The 20,072-nt window shown below is 56.3% G+C and carries 15 protein-coding genes; 1 reads left to right on the top strand and 14 read right to left on the bottom strand.

The genetic code is table 11. The annotated features are described in order from the left end of the window. Positions 1–28 precede the first annotated feature (28 nt). The 11 genes from BED41_RS13835 to BED41_RS13785 all read right to left on the bottom strand — a co-directional run bounded on the left by BED41_RS13835 (position 29) and on the right by BED41_RS13785 (position 14,355). Positions 29–781, bottom strand: coding sequence for a gamma-glutamyl-gamma-aminobutyrate hydrolase family protein (locus tag BED41_RS13835; protein WP_084002482.1), 753 nt, complete (start codon positions 779–781; stop codon positions 29–31). Positions 782–864: 83 nt separating this feature from the next. Further along, the gene (locus BED41_RS13830; RefSeq protein ID WP_066747567.1) at positions 865–2,193 is read right to left on the bottom strand and encodes a UDP-glucose dehydrogenase family protein; all 1,329 of its coding nucleotides are present in this window, start codon (positions 2,191–2,193) and stop codon (positions 865–867) included. A gap of 16 nt (positions 2,194–2,209) precedes the next feature. Beyond that, on the bottom strand, positions 2,210–2,584 hold the full coding sequence (locus BED41_RS13825; protein WP_066747564.1) for a DMT family transporter: 375 nt from the start codon (positions 2,582–2,584) through the stop codon (positions 2,210–2,212). Then, positions 2,574–3,467 carry a polysaccharide deacetylase family protein gene (locus tag BED41_RS13820; RefSeq protein ID WP_066747561.1) on the bottom strand — a complete coding sequence of 298 codons (894 nt, stop codon included), beginning with the start codon at positions 3,465–3,467 and terminating at the stop codon, positions 2,574–2,576. Before BED41_RS13820 ends, BED41_RS13825 begins: the two co-directional genes overlap by 11 nt. After that, positions 3,467–4,489, bottom strand: coding sequence for a bifunctional UDP-4-keto-pentose/UDP-xylose synthase (locus tag BED41_RS13815; protein WP_066747553.1), 1,023 nt, complete (start codon positions 4,487–4,489; stop codon positions 3,467–3,469). The genes BED41_RS13820 and BED41_RS13815 overlap by 1 nt, the downstream gene beginning before the upstream one ends. Next, positions 4,486–5,361: a formyltransferase gene (locus tag BED41_RS13810; RefSeq protein WP_066747551.1), complete on the bottom strand. Its 876-nt coding sequence runs from the start codon at positions 5,359–5,361 to the stop codon at positions 4,486–4,488. The genes BED41_RS13815 and BED41_RS13810 overlap by 4 nt, the downstream gene beginning before the upstream one ends. Beyond that, a complete protein-coding gene (locus BED41_RS13805) occupies positions 5,348–6,349 on the bottom strand; it encodes a glycosyltransferase (protein WP_066747549.1) in 1,002 nt (333 codons plus the stop codon). The genes BED41_RS13810 and BED41_RS13805 overlap by 14 nt, the downstream gene beginning before the upstream one ends. Next, on the bottom strand, positions 6,343–7,509 hold the full coding sequence (locus BED41_RS13800; RefSeq protein ID WP_066747547.1) for a DegT/DnrJ/EryC1/StrS family aminotransferase: 1,167 nt from the start codon (positions 7,507–7,509) through the stop codon (positions 6,343–6,345). Before BED41_RS13800 ends, BED41_RS13805 begins: the two co-directional genes overlap by 7 nt. Beyond that, entirely contained in the window at positions 7,506–9,212 is a 1,707-nt protein-coding gene (locus BED41_RS13795) for a glycosyltransferase family 39 protein (RefSeq protein WP_084002481.1), read from the bottom strand. Before BED41_RS13795 ends, BED41_RS13800 begins: the two co-directional genes overlap by 4 nt. Before the next feature lie 329 nt (positions 9,213–9,541). Beyond that, positions 9,542–10,957 carry a uracil-xanthine permease family protein gene (locus BED41_RS13790; RefSeq protein ID WP_066747540.1) on the bottom strand — a complete coding sequence of 472 codons (1,416 nt, stop codon included), beginning with the start codon at positions 10,955–10,957 and terminating at the stop codon, positions 9,542–9,544. 707 nt (positions 10,958–11,664) lie between these two features. After that, positions 11,665–14,355 (bottom strand): autotransporter family protein, encoded by a 2,691-nt coding sequence (locus BED41_RS13785; protein WP_066747537.1) that lies wholly within the window; start codon positions 14,353–14,355, stop codon positions 11,665–11,667. A 156-nt stretch (positions 14,356–14,511) separates the two neighbouring features. Here BED41_RS13785 and BED41_RS16565 point away from each other — a divergent pair, with 156 nt between their 5' ends. Next, positions 14,512–14,658 (top strand): hypothetical protein, encoded by a 147-nt coding sequence (locus BED41_RS16565; protein WP_157102370.1) that lies wholly within the window; start codon positions 14,512–14,514, stop codon positions 14,656–14,658. Positions 14,659–15,095: 437 nt separating this feature from the next. Here the strand turns inward: BED41_RS16565 and BED41_RS13780 are convergent, their stop codons facing one another. The 3 genes from BED41_RS13780 to yqeC form a co-directional block, all read right to left on the bottom strand. Then, the gene (locus BED41_RS13780) at positions 15,096–17,837 is read right to left on the bottom strand and encodes an autotransporter outer membrane beta-barrel domain-containing protein (protein ID WP_066747534.1); all 2,742 of its coding nucleotides are present in this window, start codon (positions 17,835–17,837) and stop codon (positions 15,096–15,098) included. Positions 17,838–18,678: 841 nt separating this feature from the next. Then, entirely contained in the window at positions 18,679–19,257 is a 579-nt protein-coding gene (locus BED41_RS13775; RefSeq protein ID WP_066747530.1) for a nucleotidyltransferase family protein, read from the bottom strand. Between the two features lie 2 nt (positions 19,258–19,259). Further along, positions 19,260–20,021, bottom strand: a complete 762-nt coding sequence (yqeC, locus tag BED41_RS13770; RefSeq protein WP_066747527.1) for a selenium cofactor biosynthesis protein YqeC — start codon at positions 20,019–20,021, stop codon at positions 19,260–19,262. Between the last annotated feature and the right edge of the window lie 51 nt (positions 20,022–20,072).

Genomic DNA, 20,072 nt, shown 5'->3' with positions numbered 1-20,072 from the left:
TGCGTGTATGCCGCCCGCGGTCAGAGATTTATTTTCCCGCCTTTGTTACGAGCGATTTGAAGATATCGGCCTGCACGCGGTCCTCTTCAGCGAGGCATTCGGGATGCCACTGCACGCCGACGGCGTATTTATAGGCCGGGGCCCATATCGCCTCGATGATGCCGTCCTCCGTATGCGCCGCAGCCTCCGCCTCTTTTGCCAGGCGGCCGACGGCCTGGTGGTGCATGGAATTTACCATCATCGTATCGCCGTGGTGGTTGGGAAAGAGCCAGGGGACCGATATTTTCACATCGTGTACATAGCCTTTCATGACGTCGGAGCGGCGGTGAAGGCTCCAGCTACCGTTGACGTCGGGCAGATTTTGTATGAGCGAACCGCCGAGGACGACGTTCAGAAGCTGACAGCCGCGACAGATCCCCAGCAGCGGCCTGTTTTTTTCAAGCGCCTCGCGGCAGAGGCTGACTTCGAAGTGGTCGCGGTCGAGGTCGGGAGCGATCGTCCCCTTGTCCTCTTCGCCGTAGAAGGCGGGGGCAATGTCGCTGCCGCCCGCAAAGACGAAGCCGTCGAGCTTTGAGACGAGCGCCTTTATCTCGTGCGCTTCGCGCGTCGCGGTGAGCAGCAGCGGTACGCCGCCCGCGGCTCGCACGCAGGAGATTATCTTTTCCGTCAGCATGGAGAGGAGCCAGAAATAATTGAGCGCCTCTCTGTCCATTCCGGCAAGTTCAACCTCCGCGTAAGCATGTTTGAATGGCGACGTCGGTATCCCGATAAGCGGTCTCATAATTTATCTCAAGGCTCCTTTCAGCTGTTTGATCAGATATAAACGTATATTTCGCTGGTCAGGTGCTTGCTCGTTTGCGGCCTTTATCTGGGGCGCATGTTGCGGCCGATGCAGTAGTATTCAAAGCCGAGCGCGCGCATCTTTTCCGGGTCGCAGATGTTGCGTCCGTCGAAGACGATTTTGCGCTTCATCAGGCCGCCGAACTTTTCCCAATCGGCCTCTTTGAACTGCGGCCACTCGGTGACGATCACGGCGCAGTCCGCGCCGGCGAGCAGCGATTCGATGTCCGCGGCATATTGAACGTTATCCGGCAGCAGCCTATGCGCCTCATCCATCGCGATGGGGTCGTAGGCGCGGACGGAGGCGCCGCAGTTGAGCAGGCCGCGGATGAGAGTAATAGAGGGTGCCTCGCGCATGTCGTTTGTATGCGGTTTGAAGGCGAGCCCCATGATCGCCGCCTCTATCTCTTCCATGTCCTCGCCGAAGCGTTCGCGCATCATGATCTGAAGCAGCTCTTTCTGCTTGCGGTTCACCTTGCTGACGGCGGAGGCCATCGTCATGTCCAGTCCCTGCCCCTCGCCGATATAGCAGAGCGCCTGGACGTCCTTCGGAAAGCAGGAGCCGCCGTAGCCGCAGCCCGCGTTGAGGAAGTATTCGCCGATACGGCGGTCCGAGGCCATTCCCTTTTTGACGGAGAGGACGTCGGCCCCCACCTTGTCGCAGAGCTGCGCGATCTCGTTCATGAAGCTGATGCGCGCCGCGAGCATGGTGTTCGCCGCGTATTTTGTGATCTCGGCGGAGGCCGGGTCCATAAATATTATCTTTTCTTCGCTTACAAAGGGGCGGTAAAGCTCGCGCATCACCGCGCGCGCTTCGTCGGAGGCGGCGCCGACCACGACGCGGTCCGGGTGCAGGCAGTCTTCGATCGCCATGCCCTCTTTGAGAAATTCGGGGTTTGAGAGTATCTCAAGGTTGATCTTTTCCATGCCGCGCTCGCGCAGGTGGTTTTTGATGCGCTTGCAGAGCAGGGTGCCGGTGCCGACGGGAACCGTCGATTTGACGACGATGTAGCAGGAGTGCGAAAGCTCTGAACCGATGTCGTCGATGGCGGCCAGCACCTGGGCGAGATCCGCCCTTCCGTCGTCCGCCGGCGGGGTGCCGACGGCGATGAAGCAGAGCTGTGTGCCCTCCAGGCCGTCCCTGATTTTTGTGGAGAAAAAGAGGCGTCCCTCGCGTTGGTTTCTTTCGATGAGTTCGTCAAGCCCCGGCTCATATATCGGGCTGATCCCCTTTTTGAGTTTGCCGATGCGCTCCTCGTCGATATCGATACAGCATACTGTATGGCCCTTTTCCGCGAAGCAGGTGCCGGTGACGAGTCCGACGTAGCCTGTTCCAACAACGCAAATTTTCATCTATTTATTTCTCCTCTTAACTCTTGATTACGAGCATGGTTATCCCCGCGAGGATGAAGGCCATGCCTCCGATCCGCAGGAGCGTGATCTTTTCATGAAAGATAAAAAAGCCGATCGCGAGCAGCAGCAGATAGACGATGCCGGACATCAGCGGGTAGGCGAGCGTCAGTTCGGCGCGCGAGAGAGCCGCCGCCATAAAGAAGAAGGAGACGCCGAATAGTCCGAGTCCGAGGACGATCCAGGGGTTGAGGGCTATCTTCAGAAAGGCCCCGACGAGGCCGGAGGAGACCATGTCGCTGTCGCCGCCGTAGGCGTGTTTCATAACGGTGCTGCCGAGCGCGTTTGTCGCCGCCGAGGCGAGTATGAGGGTGAGCGTTATCTTATCGAGCATCTGTCTGCCGCTGTATGGCGAGCGTCCCCGCGCGCCCCGTGAGCGTCCCCATAACGATCTCGCCGCGCGGGAGGGAGGCCTCGCGCGCGTATTCGCCGAGCGTGTGGAATTCGGTGCCGAGCGCCTTCGCCATGTTGAGGAAATTTTCAAAGACGGTGAGCTTTGAGATGCCCTCCATCTCCGCGTGGACGGTGAGCACGTTCCACTCTTTGTCCATTCCGTCGAGCCAGGCCTTGGGGATTGTGACGTCGTTGATCCCCGGCAGGCCGTATATCTCATCCATCGTCGGCAGCGTCGTCGGTATCTGCGGCACGCCGTATTCCATGCCCTCAAATACCGGCATGAAGGGGGAGTATCCGCGGACGTCGCTGGCGTAGGCGAGGCCTAGCTCCTGCTCCGCCTCCAGGACGGCGTGCGACAGCTGCCAGCCCGGCGCGGCGATCTCCGTGGGCGCGCGCCCGCAGATATCCTTATAGAGAGCCTCCGCCTTTCTGTAAAGCGAGAGGTACTCCTCCTTGGATATCCGCTCAAGACAGTCCTGCACGTAGACGTGGTCCCAGGCGTGGATGCCGACCTCGTGGCCGCCCTCCAGAGCGCGGCGTACAATGGCGGGATCTGTGGGAACTATCAGCGGCGCGGGCAGCAGCGTACCGTACATGAGCGTCTTGAGGCCGTAGGTGGAGGGGGCCTTGGTGCGCATCATCTTGGAGATGAAGCCCGGACGGAAGATGCGCCGTATCGCCTTGCCCGAGTTGTCGGGGCCGAAGGAAAAGAAGATGCTGGCCCTTATACCCTGCCTTTTGAACAGAGCGAGCATGCGCGGCACACCCTCAAGGTAGCCGCGCAGCGTGTCAACGTCAACCTTAATGGCGAGTCGCGCCATTACTTGGCCTCGTTCTCAGCGTACCAGGCGATCGTCTTGTAAAGCATCTCGCGCATGCCGGTCTTCGGCTGCCAGCCGAGCCTGCTCTCTATCTTTTTGATCGAGGGCACGCGGTTCTGCATATCGTCGTAGCTCTTGCCGTAGTAGGCCGAGGCGGGGATGATATCAAGCTCCGTGGCCTCCGCGGCCTCGCGGAATTTCGGGAATTTTTTCGCCTCGTTGATCAGCAGCTCCGCCAGCTCCTTTACCGAGTGGTTGTTGGCGGGGTTGCCGATATTGAAGATCTCTCCGTCGGCCTTCTTGTTCTTGTTTTCGATGATCGCCATCAGTCCCTCGATACCGTCGCCGATCCAGGTGAAGCTGCGCCGCTGTTCGCCGCCGTTCACGAGCGATATCTTGCGGCGGTAAACGATGTCGTAGAGCATCTGCGTGACGGAGCGCGCCTGGCGCTCTTCGGCGTCCTTCAGGGTATCGAGGCGCGGCCCGACCCAGTTGAAGGGGCGGAAGAGCGTGTACTGTAAATTCTGCTCCTGCCCGTAAGCCATGATCATACGGTCCATCATCTGTTTGGAGCAGCTGTATATCCAGCGCATCTTGACGATGGGGCCTGTCGTAAGCGGGCTTTCGTCCTCTTTGAGCTCCGTATCGCCGCTCATACCGTAGACCTCGGAGGTCGAGGGGAAGATTATCCGTTTGCCGTGCTTCGCGCAGAGACGCACCATCTTGAGGTTTTGTTCAAAATCGAGCTCAAAGGTCCAGACCGGTTTCTTTATGTAGTAGGCCGGCTTCGCGATCCCCGCGAGCGGAATGACGACGTCGGCCTTAATTACCTCGGCCTCAAGGATCTCGTTATCTTTGAAGATATCGCCCTTGCGGAAGGCGAAGCGGCGCTCGCCCTCAAAGGGGGCGAGGTTTGTGGAGGCGATGTCGAAGCCGTCGACCTCCCAATCGGTCTTGGCGAGTATGTTTTCCAGCAGGTGCGTACCGATGAAACCGTTTACTCCGGTGATGAATAATTTCATTGAAAAGTCTCCCCTTCCTCTCCGCCCTCCGGCTGAAGCCTCAATATCTCAAGAAGCCCGCAGCCTGTGCCGACGACCGGCGGATTGTCGCTGACGATCTTCGAGGGCGCGGCGCTGCCCTCAAGGGGGCGCGCCTTCCATATATAATATTTCTTTCCCGCCAGCTCTGTAAAGGCTCCGGGGAAAGGGTGGGTCACCGCACGTATAAGATTATAAATCTCCACGGCGCTTTTGTCCCAGTCGATTTCACCGTCTTCGGGACGGCGGCGTCCAAAGTAGGTCGCCTCGGCCTCGTCCTGCGGACGGCGCGGCGCCGTTCCCGCCTCAAGCTCAGGCAGACGGCGCGCCAATATCAGCCGCGCGGCCTCCGCCACCTTCATAAAGACGTCGTAGGCCGTGTCGGTAAACTCTATCGGCACCCGCTCCTGGTCGACGATGTCGCCGCGGTCGGCCCTCTCCGTCATTACGTGAAGCGTCGCGCCCGTCTCTTTTTCGCCGTTAAGCACCGCCCAGTTGACGCAGGCGCGTCCGCGGTACTTAGGCAGCAGCGCTCCGTGGATGTTGTAGGCGCCGAGGCGCGGCATGTCGAGCACCGCTTTCGGTATCAGCGCGCGGTAGTAGCAGGAGAGGATGAGCTCCGGCTTTAGGGAGCGCAGGTAATCGGTCTCCTGCGTGCCGAGCTTTTGCGGCGTGTGCACAGGAATGCCGCTTTTTTCCGCGATCGCCCTCACCGAGCGGAACCATATCTCCTCGCCGGGGTCGTCGTTGTGCGTAAAGACGGCGGCGACGTTAGCGCCCTCTTTTATCAGCTCCTCCAGGCAGAGGCAGCCGACCTCGCTGTAAGCGAAGAGGACTATCTTAGCCCTGTCCATCGGAATCTTCCGCCGTATGTTCAAAGACCTTCCGCACCGAATAGCGCGGGCGCTTGCTCACCTCGCGGTAGATACGGCCAATGTACTCTCCGATGATGCCGAGCGAAAAGAGCGTGATGCCGCTGATGACGAACTCGGAGGCCTCGAACGCCTGTTCAAGGAAGAGCTGCCAGGTGCCGATGCCTAGGAAGAGCCGGCGTGCGAACATATAAAATAGCAGCAGGAAGGAGATCACCGACAGCAGCATGCCGGCCATCGTCACGAGCTGAAGTGGCACGAGCGAAAAGCTCGTCATAAGGTCGAAGTTGAGGCGTATCAGCTGAAAAAGGCCGTATTTGGACTCGCCGAGCTCCCGCTCACGATGGGCGACGGGGATCTCTATGGGGTTGACGGCGAATTTCTGCGCGAGGGCGGGGATGAAGGTCGTCGTCTCCTGACTGTGGTTGATGATGTCGATGATACGCCGGTCGTAGCCGCGCAGCATACAGCCATAATCGCGGATCTTGAGCTTCGCGATGCGGTTTGTGAGCTTATTGATGCACTTTGAGGCGATCTTGCGAAAGAGGGGGTCCCGGCGGCCTACGCGGTATGTGCCGACGACGTCGTGTCCTTCGTCCATCTGTTTGAGGATGTTCGGTATCTCCGAGGGCGGATTCTGCAGGTCGGCGTCAAGGGTGATTATCTTGCCGCCGCGCGCGTGGTCGAAACCCGCCATGATCGCCATATGCTGTCCGAAGTTTGCCCCAAGGTCGATCACGCGCATCTCGGGATGTATCTTATAGAAATCGTAGAGTATTCCCATCGTCGCGTCACGGCTGCCATCGTTGATAAAAATTACCTCAAAGCTGCGACCGAGATTCTCCATCACGGGCCACAGCTCTTCAAAGAGCTTGTGCAGCGACTCCTCTTCGTTATAGGCGGGGATGACGACTGAGACCTCTATCCCCGCCGCCGTGCGCGGCTCTCCGTCGGCCCTTTGCGTTAACATTTACCGCAGACCTCTTTTATCGCCGCGACGGCGTCGTGAGCGTCCCCGTCGGTCATCGCGGGGAAGAGCGGCAGCGATACGATGCGGTCGGAGACATATTCCGCCTCCGGAAGGTCGCCGCGTCCCATGCCTGTGACCTCATGGTAGCAGGTGAAGAGGTGCAGCGCCTGATAGTGAAGCGCCGTGCCGATATTGCGCTCTTTCATGCGCGCCATGAATTCGTCGCGCGTGAAGCCCAGTCTGTCGATGTCGACGAAGGGGGTGAATATATGCCACGAATGCTCGTAGTCCCAGGGCGCGCGCTTCGGAAGTATAAGCCCCTCGATCCCCGCAAGCTCGCGCAGGTAAAAACCGGCGATCTCCGCGCGGCGGCGGTTGAAGGATTCGAGCTCCCTCATCTGCGAATTTCCGATCGCCGCCTGGATGTCCATCATCGTATACTTGAGGCCGGGGAAGAAAATGTCGTAGTTGGCGCTGCCCTTCGCCGCGTAGCGGTTCCAGGCTCCCTTTGACATGCCGTTCTGACGCAGGACCATGATTCTCTCGGCTAGCTCCTCGTCTTCGGTACAGATCATGCCGCCCTCGCCGGTCGTGATGTTCTTCGTCGGGTGGAAGCTGAACACGGAGAGATGCCGCGCCCCGCGGTCCGCGCCGATCCTGCGCCCTTTGTAGGAGGCGCCGAGCGCGTGCGCCGCGTCTTCGATCACCGCGAGGCCGTGGGCGGCGGCTATTGCCTCGATCTTATCCATATCGCAGGGCGTTCCCGCGAAGTGGACGGGGATCACCGCCTTCGTCGCCTTCGTTATCGCGCGCTCGATATTTTCCGGCACGATATCCAGAGTATTACGGTCTATATCGGCAAATACCGGCTTCGCGCCCGTGAAGAGTATCGCGTTCACCGTCGCCGCGAAGGTCATCGGCGTGGTGACCACCTCGTCTCCGGGGCCGACGCCCAGCGCCATCAGCGCGCAGTGCAGCCCCGCGGTGGCGGAGTTGACGGAGAGCGCGTAACTCGCGCCGGTGTATTTCGCAAAATTTTCCTCAAACTGTATCGTCTTCGGCCCCATCGCGAGCCAGCCGCTGCGGATCGAATCGGCGACATCCGAGATGGCCTCTTCGCTGATACTCGGCTTGGCGAAGGGCAAAAATTCTTTTCTCATTTTGTAGGCTCCTCTCTATAGAAGAGAATCAAATATTTTCCGCTTTCTATCTTTTCCGCCGTTCCGGTGCTGCCGTCGGGGAATAATTCTTCGAAACGCCCGTCATTTTTCACGACCAGTATAAAGCGTTTTTCTCTCGCCCGCCACTGCCGCAGGAACTCTTCCTTTGTCAGGAACCAGCCCCTGCCCTCCGGTTGGTTCGCGCCGTACTCAAGTTCGCCCGGGTGGCCGACCATCATCACCCGCTGCTTTGTGTAGAAGGGAATACCCTGCAGTACCTCGTCGTAGGCGACGATTACATCTCCCGGCCGTCTCTCTCTAATTATCACGTCTGAGACATCTTTCATGGTACGCATTGGGGCGACGATGTTGTAGACATCCTGCAGCCCGGAGATAAAAAGCACCGAGCAGAGGATGAGCGCCTTGACCGCCTCTTTATACCGCTTGCTGCCGTGTGAGGTGTAATACCAGGCGACGACAGGCATGCCGATGAGCCCGAAACCAGCCTTCACGGCGATCGGCCAGGCCTGCGCGGGGCTCGCGTGCTCTCCGAAGAGCGGATATACGATCAGTCCCATACCGAGCAGGCCGCTTGTCAGCGCGAGCCAGACGACGGGGTGTCCGTGCCACTCCTTGTCAGTCGCCATTCGGAAGATGTCGGCTCCGATCAGGATCGCGAGCGGCGGGATGCAGGGAATGATATAGGGGATCAGCTTGGAATCCGAAAAAGAGAAGAAGAGGAAGATAACGGAAAACCAGAGCAGCAGATAAATGACGGCGCGCTTTTCCTCCGGTGTCTTTGGCGAGCGCACGACGCTCTTTTTGCTGAAAAGCGGCGGCAGGAAGGCCGTCCAGGGAATCATCCCCGCCGGTATCATCGGGATGAAAAACCAGAAGGGTTCGTAGCGGTGGTGCATCTTCGTCGCGTAGCGGAGGAAGTGCTCCTGAATGAAGAAAAAGCGGAAAAAGTCGGGGTTGTCGCGGCAGACAAGATAGAACCACGGCACGCTTACCGCGAAAAAGAGGATTAGCCCCGGCAGATAGAGCGGTTTATAGAAAAGTTTCCACTGTCTTGTCGCGAGAATATAGAAGAATATCACCGCGCCGGGCAGCACGACGCCGATCAGCCCCTTTGTGAGCAGCGCCATCGCGGAGGCGAAATAAAAGAGCAGGTAATATTTTTTCTCCTCCTTGACATGGGCGGCATAAAAGGAGGCGAAGGCCAGGGTGAGGAAGAAGGAGAGCGGCATATCTGTGATATTTATTGTGCCGATCGCGAAATAGAGCAGCGAGGTCGCCGTCACCACCCCCGCGAGGAATCCCGCTATCCGCCCGTAGATGAAGGAGCCGAGCATCGCCGTCGTCAGCGCGCCCGCGAGTGCGCAGAGAGCCACGCCGACGCGCGCCGCGAATTCGTTCTGCCCGAAGATGTGGAAGCTCGCGGCGTTCATCCAGTAAAGGAATACCGGCTTCTCAAAATATTTTACGTAGTTCAGCATCGGCGTAATGTAATTACCGGTAGCGATCATCTCGCGCGGTATCTCCGCGTAGCGTCCCTCGTCGGGTTCCATCAGAGGATAAGAGCCAAGCGGTACTATATATAAGAGTAAAAGAGCCGCGGCGATGGCGGCAAAGAAGATATTTCTTTTAGAGATGGAGGATATCATACTGTAACCGTACCTTTCTTGGATTGTCAGGCGCATGGAGCGTCTGCCATTTTTATATCGAGATATTTTACATTCTCAACGGCTGTTTTAGTTTAACCTGGATACTATATCATAACAGGGCAGCATAATGTTTAAGTCTTAGCGGATAATAATGCTGAAATGTAACACTAATGTAAAATATGCTCCTGAACATCACGCCTTTATGAAAAACGGGAGGTTCTATTAAATAAATGAACATTCCTCCCATTGTACCTATTTTTATGAAAAGATTATATCTTACAGAGTCCAACAAAAGTCCAACAAAAAAGGGGAGGCGGCAGCCTCCCCTTCATAGCGCGTATTTGAAAAATTTTTATATTTAATATTTAAGCCTTCGGCTTTTTCACGTTCTCCTGCGCCTCTTCTACACCGCCGGTGATGCCGCGCTCCTGCGGCGTGCCGGGGATGAGGTTGTCGCAGATAGCGGCGAGAATTCCCGCGACCGCCATCGGCGTCTTAAGGACGGCCCAGATCATGCCGCCAAAGGTTGTTCCGAAGAAGCCCGTGAAAAGGGCCTGGTTCGGCTCCACCCATCCGGGGAGGCCGAGAGCCATGAGGAAGGCGAAGCCGACGATGAGCACGTTGCGCTGGCTTCCCATGTCGGCGCGCATAAGGTTTTGGATGCCGAGAGCGCCGATCGTGCCGAAGAGCGTGATGTAAGCGCCGCCGATGACCGGCGAAGGCATCGTCGCGATCAGCGCGCCGAGTTTGCCGATCAGCGAGAGAAGGATTAGTATCACCGCTCCCGCGCGCACGACGTGACGGCTCGCGACGCCGGTGAGGCCGATGAGGCCGATATTTTCAGTGTAGGAGGTGGTGCCGACCGAACCGAGCAGACCGGAGAGCGCGCAGCACATACCCTCCGCGCCGATGCCGCGGTTGATCTGTTCCGGTGTCGGATCGTCAATGCCCGCCGCGTATGAACAGTTATGATAGTCGCCGATCGATTCGATCATGACGCAGAAGAAACCCGCGGCGATCGCGCCTATCGCGAGCCCTGAAAATTTGGGCGCGCCCCAGGGCATAAAGAGCTTATAGCGCAGCCACGGCGCGTCGTATACGCTCTGAAGGTTGATATAGGCGGGATGTCCCGCGGCGAAGACGCCGCTCAGCGAGAGCGCTAGGCAGATCAGATAGGCGATCACGATTGAGCCCAGCACGGCGAAGATGTTGAAATACTTGTTCTTGGAGACGAGGCTGAAGAAAAATACCATTGCCACGACGAGCAGCGATATCGGCCAGAAATTCGCGGCGTTAAACTGGATCGCCGTTGGTGCGAGAGAGAAGCCGATCGCCATGATCGTCGGTCCGATGACGACGGGGGTGATAATCTTTCTGATGCGCCCGATGAGCTTGCTGTAGCCGAGCAGCGAGAGGACGAGGCCGCCCGCGAAGAGCGCGCCGCCGACATACTGCATGATGACGTCCGGGCCGAGGCTCTTATAGGCGCCGATGATCGTCATTATCGGTGGGATGAAGCTGAAGCTCGATCCCTGCACGATCGGCAGGCCAGAGCCGAGCTTGGGGTGTGTCTGGATGAGAGTAGCGATGCCCATGCTGAAATAGACGCAGCCGATGAAGGCGCCTATCTGCTGTGTCGTCATGCCCATTGCGGGGCCGAAAATGAGTGGGACGAGCGTCGTCGCGCCAAAGAGCGTGAGGACGTGCTGCGCGCCGGCAAGAATCAATATCGGCGTCGGCGGACGGTCGTCGATCCCGTAAACCAGTTTTTTCTTAGCCATGTTGCACCTCCGTAAAAATTTGTTTGCAATCGGTTGCAAAATTATGCCGCGAAATATTATACGGGATTTTCCGCCAAATTACCAGTGGATGTATTGGGAAGCCGGTTTGATGAATAAACTAAACGATTGAAGGACAAATTAAGTTTGATAACGCAAAACCGCGTTTTGATTGCCAGCTTATAAACGCCGATTTGTATATTTTATGAGAGGCGATAAATAGCGATTTAGCTTCGACGGTGCAAGGAATAAATAACGCTTTATCTTTTGACTTTGCCCTTAAAGGCGCCCTCTGTGAGGCGGCCAGAGAGCCAAATCAGAGGCCTTCTGATTTGTGCGATTCGGCTGGTAGTTACATCAGAGCTGGCTCGGCGATGTTTTTTCGCCGAGACTGAGGGAGAGTTGACCTTTGGTTCTCCCGCGGCTTTTGCCGCGGGCTCTGTTTGGCGCGGTTTCCGCGCCAAACAGAGCAACACTCCTTCCGTCAGCCGCCAAAAGCAGGCGGCCGACACCTCCCTCTCTGAGGGAGGCTAAAAGGGCAAGTCAAAAGCTAAACCGTTACTTACCTTCGATAAGGGAAATGATAAATCGGCGTTTAGAAGTGCGAGTTGCTAAATAACTTCGGGCTCTGGAACCGGAGCCGTATCTTCATACGGCGAGGATGCCAGAGCCCGAAGTTATGACGCAAATCGTGCTTATAAACGCCGATTTTAGATGGTGATCCTCCAGCCGGCATAGACCTTCCATGGTTCGGTGAATTTGCCGCCCGAGGAGCGTTCCAGGCTCATGTAGATGCTGTTGCGGTCGTTGAGCTTGGCGGTGAATCCGAGTCCGTACTCCCACCAGCTGTCGCCGAAGGACTCCGGTATGCTGACGTTGTTCGCGATGATGTTGACGTCCCCGTCAAACTCTTTCACGTAGGAGACCTTCACGTAGACGTTAGTCTTCGCCGTCTCATATCCGGCCAGCATCCCAAGTCTGCCGAGCAGTGAGTTGAATTTGTCCACGCCGATCCTCAGGCCGTTGCTGGCGTTGAAGTATCCGCCGTTCTGGTGTGTGTAGCTGAGCTGTGCCTGCGGCTCGATGTACCAATTTTCGCCCCTCTCGTTTTTCGTGAACCTGAACCGTTTGCCGAGTTCAAGAGAAAGTCCGACGCCGCCGGTGGAGAGTCCGTCTCCAGTGACGTGACCGCCGTCAGAATCCAGCACGTCGAAATCGTTTTTCATCCACATGTACTTGAGCACCGCGTCGACGTAGAAGCCGTCGTCGGCGATATAGGTGCCGTAGAGTCCGAGGGTCCTTGAATCCACACTGCCGCTGCCGCCGGTGCCGCCATCGAGGATGCTGTAGTCTAAGTCGCCCTTGCTGTATCCGAAGTATCCGCCGACGTATGTGTCGCCCTTCCAGCTGTTTTTGATCTTCCTGTCATATCCGACCTGAGCGCCGCCGTATTTCATGTCGAAGTCGCGAACGAAGCTCCTGCTGTTTGACTCCATCCTTCCGCCGTGGAAGCGGAACCAGTATCCGTTGTCATAGTCGGTGTCGCGCAGGTCTCCGAGGCGCTGCATGAGAGTCTGTGTCTCGGCGTATGCGAGCAGGTATCCGCCCATGAAGGTGTTGACCGCGGCTGATGCCGGCGGAGAGGGCTTCTTGGTGGCAAAGAGCTCCCAATGGTTCTCGTTTTCTAGGGCGCGGCGCAGCCCGTAGCGCCACGCGCCGATATCAACGAGATTATCCTTACCCGTGAGGGTAAATTCGGCGTTCCCGTCGCCGGTCTTTACCAGCTTGAGGGGGTCCTCGTCGCCGGTAGTGGGTGCGCTGCCCTGGTCTATGACTTTGATCTTATGGTCGCCGTCGCTGGTGTCGGTGATGAGCAGGTCGCCGTTTCCGCCGACGATGTCGGTCTTCATGACAAAGGTGCCGTTACCGGAGATGTCATGGGCGTAGAGGTTGAGGTTGGAGCCCTCTTTCGTGTAGTCGACGGTAGCGCCGGCGGCCATTTTGAGCGAGCTCAGCTCGGAGTCCTGTTTGTGAAGATCCCAGTAGGCGTTCTTCATATCCATATGGATCTCGCCGCCCTGTCCGTTGTCGATGGAGGCGAATCCCTTCATATAGGAGCCGTCCTGCATCGTCATGTTTATCTTACCTTCACTTTCGGCATGCAGATTGCCAAGGATGTTCATCTGTCCGTCCGCGGTGATGGTGCCGCCGTCCTGCGCCCAGAGGGCGTGCGAGCCGTTATCCAGGTCGGTCTCTATCGTATTGGCTCCCGCCAGATTCACCTCTCCCTTATCCTGGGCCACCACCGCGTGCGCCCCGTTCCCGGTGGTCTTGATATGGGAGCCCTCCGTGATCGAGATATTTGTGTTGCTGCCGTTCAGCGAGCCCTTTGATATCAGGCCGTAGCTCTCATCACCCTCCGTCTCGATGTAGGCGCTCTTCATAGTGATCTGTGACCCGCTTTTCGCGTATGCCCCGTGGTTGTTCCCGCCGGAGCCGTGGGTCAGGATCGTCGTATTCTTTCCTGCGGTGACGATCGCGCCGTTGCCCGTGTTTATCCCTGTGTTGCTCTTTGTGCCGTCCGTAACGATCGTAACGTCGTCGCCCAGCACCACTGTCGAACGGAGACCGGGGACCTCCTGTGCCGCTAGATTTGCATCGGCATAGATGCCCATATTGGATTTTCCGGAGCCGTCCCGGTCGCCCTTAGAGGTTATGCTAGAACCGCTTCCGATAGAGATGTGCCCGCCATACTGCGCGTAAACAGCTGCGCCGTAGTTCGAGTAGTTGCCCATGTTCGTTATATTAGCTCGGTCCCCAATCTCGATGGTGGAGAGCCCTGTCTGACTGTTTGCCCACACGCTGTATCCATAGACGACGTTGCTGGTAATACTCCCCGCCTGGATCTCCACGCCGCTGCCGATCTTGATGTTGCTGCTGTCAAGGGCGTAGATGCCGATGGTTGAATCCGTTGTGATCAGACGCGAGTCGTCACCTACGGTGATGCTCGCACCCTTCTGCGCGTGGAGAGATATATAGCTGGACTCGACATCCACCCTGTTCAGCTTTACTTCGTTTTCTCCGTACACCTTTATACCGAATATCTGAATGGAGCTGCTGCTGCCGGGCTCCTTAAAGGCGCGTATCTTCACCGTGTGATCGCCGTTCATCACAATGGATTTCTGCGGAAAGCTGGATGACGTCGTCTCAAGATTGATGGCGCCCTTATAATTGACTGAAGGGTAGGAGGATGGGTCGTATGTATATGAGATATTCACATCCTCATTCCATTGATTAGAGGTTTCAACCGGAGCTGTGTAATTCAGCTCGGCGAAGGCCGCGGGAAGATGTACGCACAGCGCCAATAGAGCGGCGGTACAAATCATTTGTATTTTTTTCATCTCTACTTTCCACCTTTCTTCCCTAGATTCTGTTTTTTTGAATCGTTGGGGGGTTTATATCTTTAATGGACTTAAAATTTAGCTCGCTGACGAGTCAGGGGCGGTTTGCTGCGCGGTCGCCTTCACTTAAAGACACGCCGGGGGAAGCCCTGATTTTTGGATGAAATCAAGGATCGTTCCCTACAGGGTCAAACCGCCGGCGCCATCGTCTTTGATGGCCTGTCCGGCTGTTTGCCGCCACGGATCAGCCTCGGTAAATTTCTGTCGAAGCAGATCTTGTGGTCCCGCTTGTCAACGCCGTAAGTAAAAGTCCATAGAAGAACATTAGGAATAGTATCGTAATAGCCGATACTGTTTTTACGAGCATGGAATATGCTGAAAAGAGGTCTCTTAGCGCGGTTTATTCAGGCTGATAATTTAGATTTTTGTAATGTATCTCCCCTTTCATATCTTTGTATCTTAAAATACCATTTTTATATTTTACGCGTCTAGTGGATAATGCTTATTCTTATTTTGTATAAATGTTAATAAGATAATAATTTTATGAATAAAGAAAAAATTTTATAAAGACTGTTTTAGCGCCTCTTTTAAAAGGCCAGTAGATATCAACAGACAGGCCGCTATTCTGTTAAAAGGACATATTGCATGGTAAAAACAGCGTCCGCAGTTTAATTAACGGCGGACGCTGCTTTTAAGTTACGTTTTTATGCTGTGATTGATGAACTTAAAGTGATGTCCTTTTAGAGGCTGATCCTCCAGCCGGCATATACCTTCCATGGTTCGGTGAACTTACCGCCCGAGGAGCGCTCCAGGCTCATGTATAGGCTGTTGTGGTCGTTGAGTCTGGTGGTGAATCCAAGTCCGTACTCCCACCAGCTGTCGCCGAAGGACTCCGGTATGCTGATATTGTTCGCGATGATATTGACGTCCCCGTCGAACTCTTTCACGTAGGAGGCCTTCGCGTAGAAATTCGACTTTGGCGTCTCATATCCGGCCAGCATCCCAAGGCGGCCGAGCAGTGAGTTGAAGCTGTCCACGCCGATCCTCAGGCCGTTGCTGGCGTTGAAATATCCGCCGTCCTGGCGGGTGTAGCTTAACTGCGCCTGCGGCTCGATGTACCAGTTGTCGCCCTTTTCGTTTTTCGTGAACCTGAACCGTTTGCCGAGTTCAAGCGAAAAGCCCATCCCGCCGGTGGAGAGTCCGTCTCCAGTGACGTGACCGCCGTCAGAATCCAGCACGTCGAAATCGTTTTTCATCCACATGTACTTGAGCACCGCGTCGACGTAGAAGCCGTCGTCGGCGATATAGGTGCCGTAGAGTCCGAGGGTCCTTGAATCCACACTGCCGCTGCCGCCGGTACCGCCATCGAGGATGCTGTAATCGAGGTTGCCCTTGCTGTATCCGAAGTATCCGCCGACGTAGGTGTCGCCCTTCCAGTCGTTTTTGATCTTCCTGTCATATCCAACCTGCGCGCCGCCGTATTTCATGTCGAAGTCGCGCACGAAGCTCCTGCTGTTTGACTCCATCCTTCCACCGTGGAAGCGGAACCAGTATCCGTTGTCATAGTCTGTGTCGCGCAGGTCTCCGAGGCGCTGCATGAGTGTCTGTGTCTCGGCATAGGCGAGCAGGTATCCGCCCATGAAGGTGTTGACCGCGGCTGATGCCGGTGGAGAGGGCTTCTTGGTGGCAAAGAGCTCCCAATGGTTCTCGTTTTCTAGGGCGCGGCGCAGTCCGTATTGCCACGCGCCGATGTCGACAAGATTATCCTTCCCCGTGAGGGTAAATTCGGCGTTCCCGTCGCCGGTCTTTACCAGCTTGAGGGGGTCCTCGTCGCCGGTAGTGGGTGCGCTGCCCTGGTCTATGACTTTGATCTTGTGGTCGCCGTCGCTGGTGTCTACGGTGAGCAGGTCGCCGTTTCCGCCGACGATGTCGGTCTTCATAACAAAGGTGCCGTTACCGGAGATGTCATGGGCGTAGAGGTTGAGGTTGGAGCCCTCTTTCGTGTAGTCGACGGTGGCGCCGGCGGCCATTTTGAGCGAGCTCAGCTCGGAGTCCTGTTTGTGAAGGTCCCAGTAGGCGTTCTTCATATCCACATGTATTTCGCCGCTCTGTCCGCCGTCGATGGAGGAGAAGCCCTTCATATAAGAGCCGTCCTGCATCGTCATGTTTATCTTACCTTCACTTTCGGCATGCAGATTGCCAAGGATATTCATCTGCCCGTCCGCGGTGATGGTGCCGCCGTAGCTTGTTCCGAGGGCGAAAGAGCCGTTTTCCAGGTCTGTTTCTATTGTATGCTTCCCGGTCAGCTCCACCTCGCCGCCGTCGATGGCGGCCACACCGTAGGCGTTGGTCCCCATGGTCTTGATGTTAGAACCCTCCGTAATGGTGATCTTTGAGTTCTGCCCCTCCTTAGATCTCCATGCTATCAGGCCGTGGCTGTCCTTTCCCTCCGTCTCGATGCAGGTGCTCTTGATGGTTACCTGTGCGCCCTCGTCGGCGAAGACGCCAAAGTTGCTTCCTTCGGAGCCGTGGGTATTTATCGTGAGGTCCTCTCCCGCGATGACCTCTGCCCTGTCGGAGGCGTATATCCCCATGTTGCCCTCTCTGCCGTCCGTGTAGATAGAGATACGGTCGCCCAGCACCACTTTTGAGGGGGCAAGGACCAGTTCCGGCTCGGCGTAGGATAAGGGGAGGCTATGAGGGACGTATGTCGTTCTCCAGTGCCAGCCGTCGGCGCGTACGCCGATATTGTAACGGTTTATTTTCACCGTGGGATCCCGTTCTCCTCTCGACGTTATCTCCGCATCATCTCCGATCGTGATTATCCCCCCGCCCTGCGCGTAAACGGCCGCTCCGTCTTTCTTATAGTTTCCCGCGTTTGAGATCTGCACGTGGTCCCCAATTTGAATAGTTGTGTCGAAGATGCCTCCGTCGCACTTCGCCCAGACGGTATAGCCGTTGTCTGCGAAGTCGTTTTTGTCTCCCGCCTGGATCAGCACGTGGTCGCCGATATAGATATTGCTGTCGTCGGAGCTATGTACACCGAAATGCGAACTCGTGGTGATCAGACTCGAGTAGTCGCCGACTATGATTGATGTGGCGTTCTCCGCGCTGAGGGTCATATATCCGGCCTCGATGTCTGCCTTGCCAAGAAGAAAGACCGCATTATGCGCTCCCGACGTCCTGATGCCGTATAATTTGTCTCCCTGTTCGTTACCATCTCCCAGGTTAGCGCGTATCTTCACCAGATTATCGGCTTCCACTATGATGAAGGTCTGATCTGGACCATTCGTACAGAAATAAATACCGCCGCCCTCCCGGCTGTCCTCGTTGACGATACCGTTGGTTGTGATCGTCACATCTTCATCCCATTCATGGCTATCGGTGACCGGGGCGGTATAAATCTTCTCGGCAGACGCCGGCGTGAGGTATACGCACAGCGCTATTATGACAGCGGCGCAGATTACTCGCATTCTTTTCATCTGATACTATTCACCTTTCTTCTCTTCATTTCATCTCTCGAACATCCGCCTGTTATGAAACACGGACGCAAATGGCCTCTCTCCCTGAAACGGCATCGGTCTCTCCTACTGGCTCTGTCTCCTGATGATTCAGAAATGGCGTATATAACGGGAGATATGGCCGCACCGCATGGCGGCTCTGGTTTAAGGACACGCCGGTGGTGGCCCTGATTTTCAGACGAAATCAGAGATCGCTCCCCGCCGATTCAAAATATCGGCGCCATCGTAATTTATGACGTATCCGGACGTTTACCTCTGCGGAGCAGTTTTGTGATTCCGCTTGCCTGCGTCATAAATGTCTCATAAGGTGACAGAAGGATAATTTTGTTACCACGAATACCGTTTCCACAAACACAAAACCCGTTTTATCAAGGTTTCTTGATCTGTTTTTACCCGTTTGACAAATTAAATTTTTGTGATCCGCCTCCCCTTTTGGGTGTTGCCGACAAAAATAACATCCTGTTATTTTTTACGCCAAGCAGAATATGCCTATTTTTATCCCGTAGAAATGACCAGTTTACAATTAAAGAAAAAATTTGAGTAAAAGGCAATTTTTTCGTGGATTTTTGTATAAAACCAAAATAATATAAAAGCATTTTATGTGTTTTACCGTGTCTCTTTAATGTTTGTGACCTGTTTTTTTAGAATTTTCGCGCGCTGTCGGGGCGCTCTCTTCAAGAGTGTAATAATGGCTTTCGGGGCGGATTTAGGCATACAGATATAACACAAGAGCCGGCCGGCGAAAACATCACGGCGACCGGTTCTTTGATTTGTGTTTTTATCTTTTAGCTAATGCGGATAATTACGCCTCTTTCAGGCGCTTTTCATACTCCTCCGGCGTGTCCATGTCCTTGAAATGTGAATCTGGGGCGCTTACACGCTCAATCTCCGGTTCGTACCGCATGAGGATCTTTTTACCGCCGACGTCGCCGCTCGCGCCGCGAAAGCGTTCGCGCCATACGGAGCGGTAAAACATCGGGTGGCCGAACACGCCGCCGCGGCAGGGGGCGAGGACGCTCTTTTCCGGCGGCAGCCCGTCGAAACGTTTGGCGAGCGCCGCGATATCCTGCGCGCGCGCCAGCGGCAGGTCGCCGAGCATGATGCAGAAGTCCTCTCCCTCCGGCAGCATCTCGAGCCCGATCGCCAGCGAGCTTGACTGTCCGCGCTCCGGTTCTTCGTTGATGCCGACCTCCAGCGTACCGGCGTGGGAAGCGAGCGCGGAGGCCACCTCCCGCGAGAGCACGGCGCAGATGCGCGTAAGCCCCGCGCCGCGCAGGTTTTCTATCACCGTCTCGATGACGTTCTTATCTCCGAATGAGAGCAGCAGCTTCTGGCGTCCCATGCGCTTTGAGAGCCCCGCTCCCAGCAATATCACGTTCATTATCATCTCTCCCGGTAGTCGTAAAGTATATTGCGGCGCATTGAGACGCAGGCGGCCGCGTCGTAACTCTTAAGCAGCGCGGGAATGATCTCCATAAGCGACGTCCTAGAGTCCTCGCCGCAGATTTCCCATTGATTGAGCAGCAGGATCTTCTTCGCGCCGCGGGGGGCGTTTTTCAGCGGCCCCTCCGGGTGGCTCAGGTAGCTCATATAATCGGCGGCGGCGACCTTTGCCCCCTCCGCGATGTTGTGCAGGGTGCGGAATTTATCGGCGCGGAATATTCGCTCTTCGTCCGCCCTTTCTCCGAGCGCGCCGACCCCCGCGACGGCGAAGAGGCAGCCGCAGCCCTGCGGCATCGGCGGCTCCCAGGTCTCGTAAAATTTCAGCGGGCGTCCGCGCGAGCCGTCGCATTCCGCGATCACCGCCGCTACGCCGCTGCCGGCCAGCCGCTCTGTCTCCTCGGGGGTGTAGCCCAGCAGCTTGCCGCCGCCTTCGCCGGAGGCCGCCGTGAGCAGCGAAGCGGGCGGCATCGCCTCGAGGAAAGAGAGGCAGTGCTTTGCCGGTCCGACGAAGAGGTCGCGGCATTCACCGGGGGTGGGGCGGAATATCTTCGTCGTCGTCGTGAGCAGCACCCGCCGCGAGGCGGCGAGCTCGCGCCCCAGCCCGTAGAGCAGCGAGGTCTTCCCGCCGCCGCCGGTTATCGCGGCGAGGGTTATCCTGTTTTTATCGATATATTCCGCCAAAAACGAAAAAATTTCTCTCATGAACCTGGCTACCTCTGGATTTTAAAGAATCTGCGCCCCTATTATATACAA

The organism is Cloacibacillus porcorum (assembly GCF_001701045.1).
In the GTDB taxonomy this organism is placed as follows: domain Bacteria; phylum Synergistota; class Synergistia; order Synergistales; family Synergistaceae; genus Cloacibacillus; species Cloacibacillus porcorum.
The sequence above is the reverse complement of the archived record's forward strand: the minus strand, read 5'-3'. Positions and strand labels throughout refer to the sequence as shown.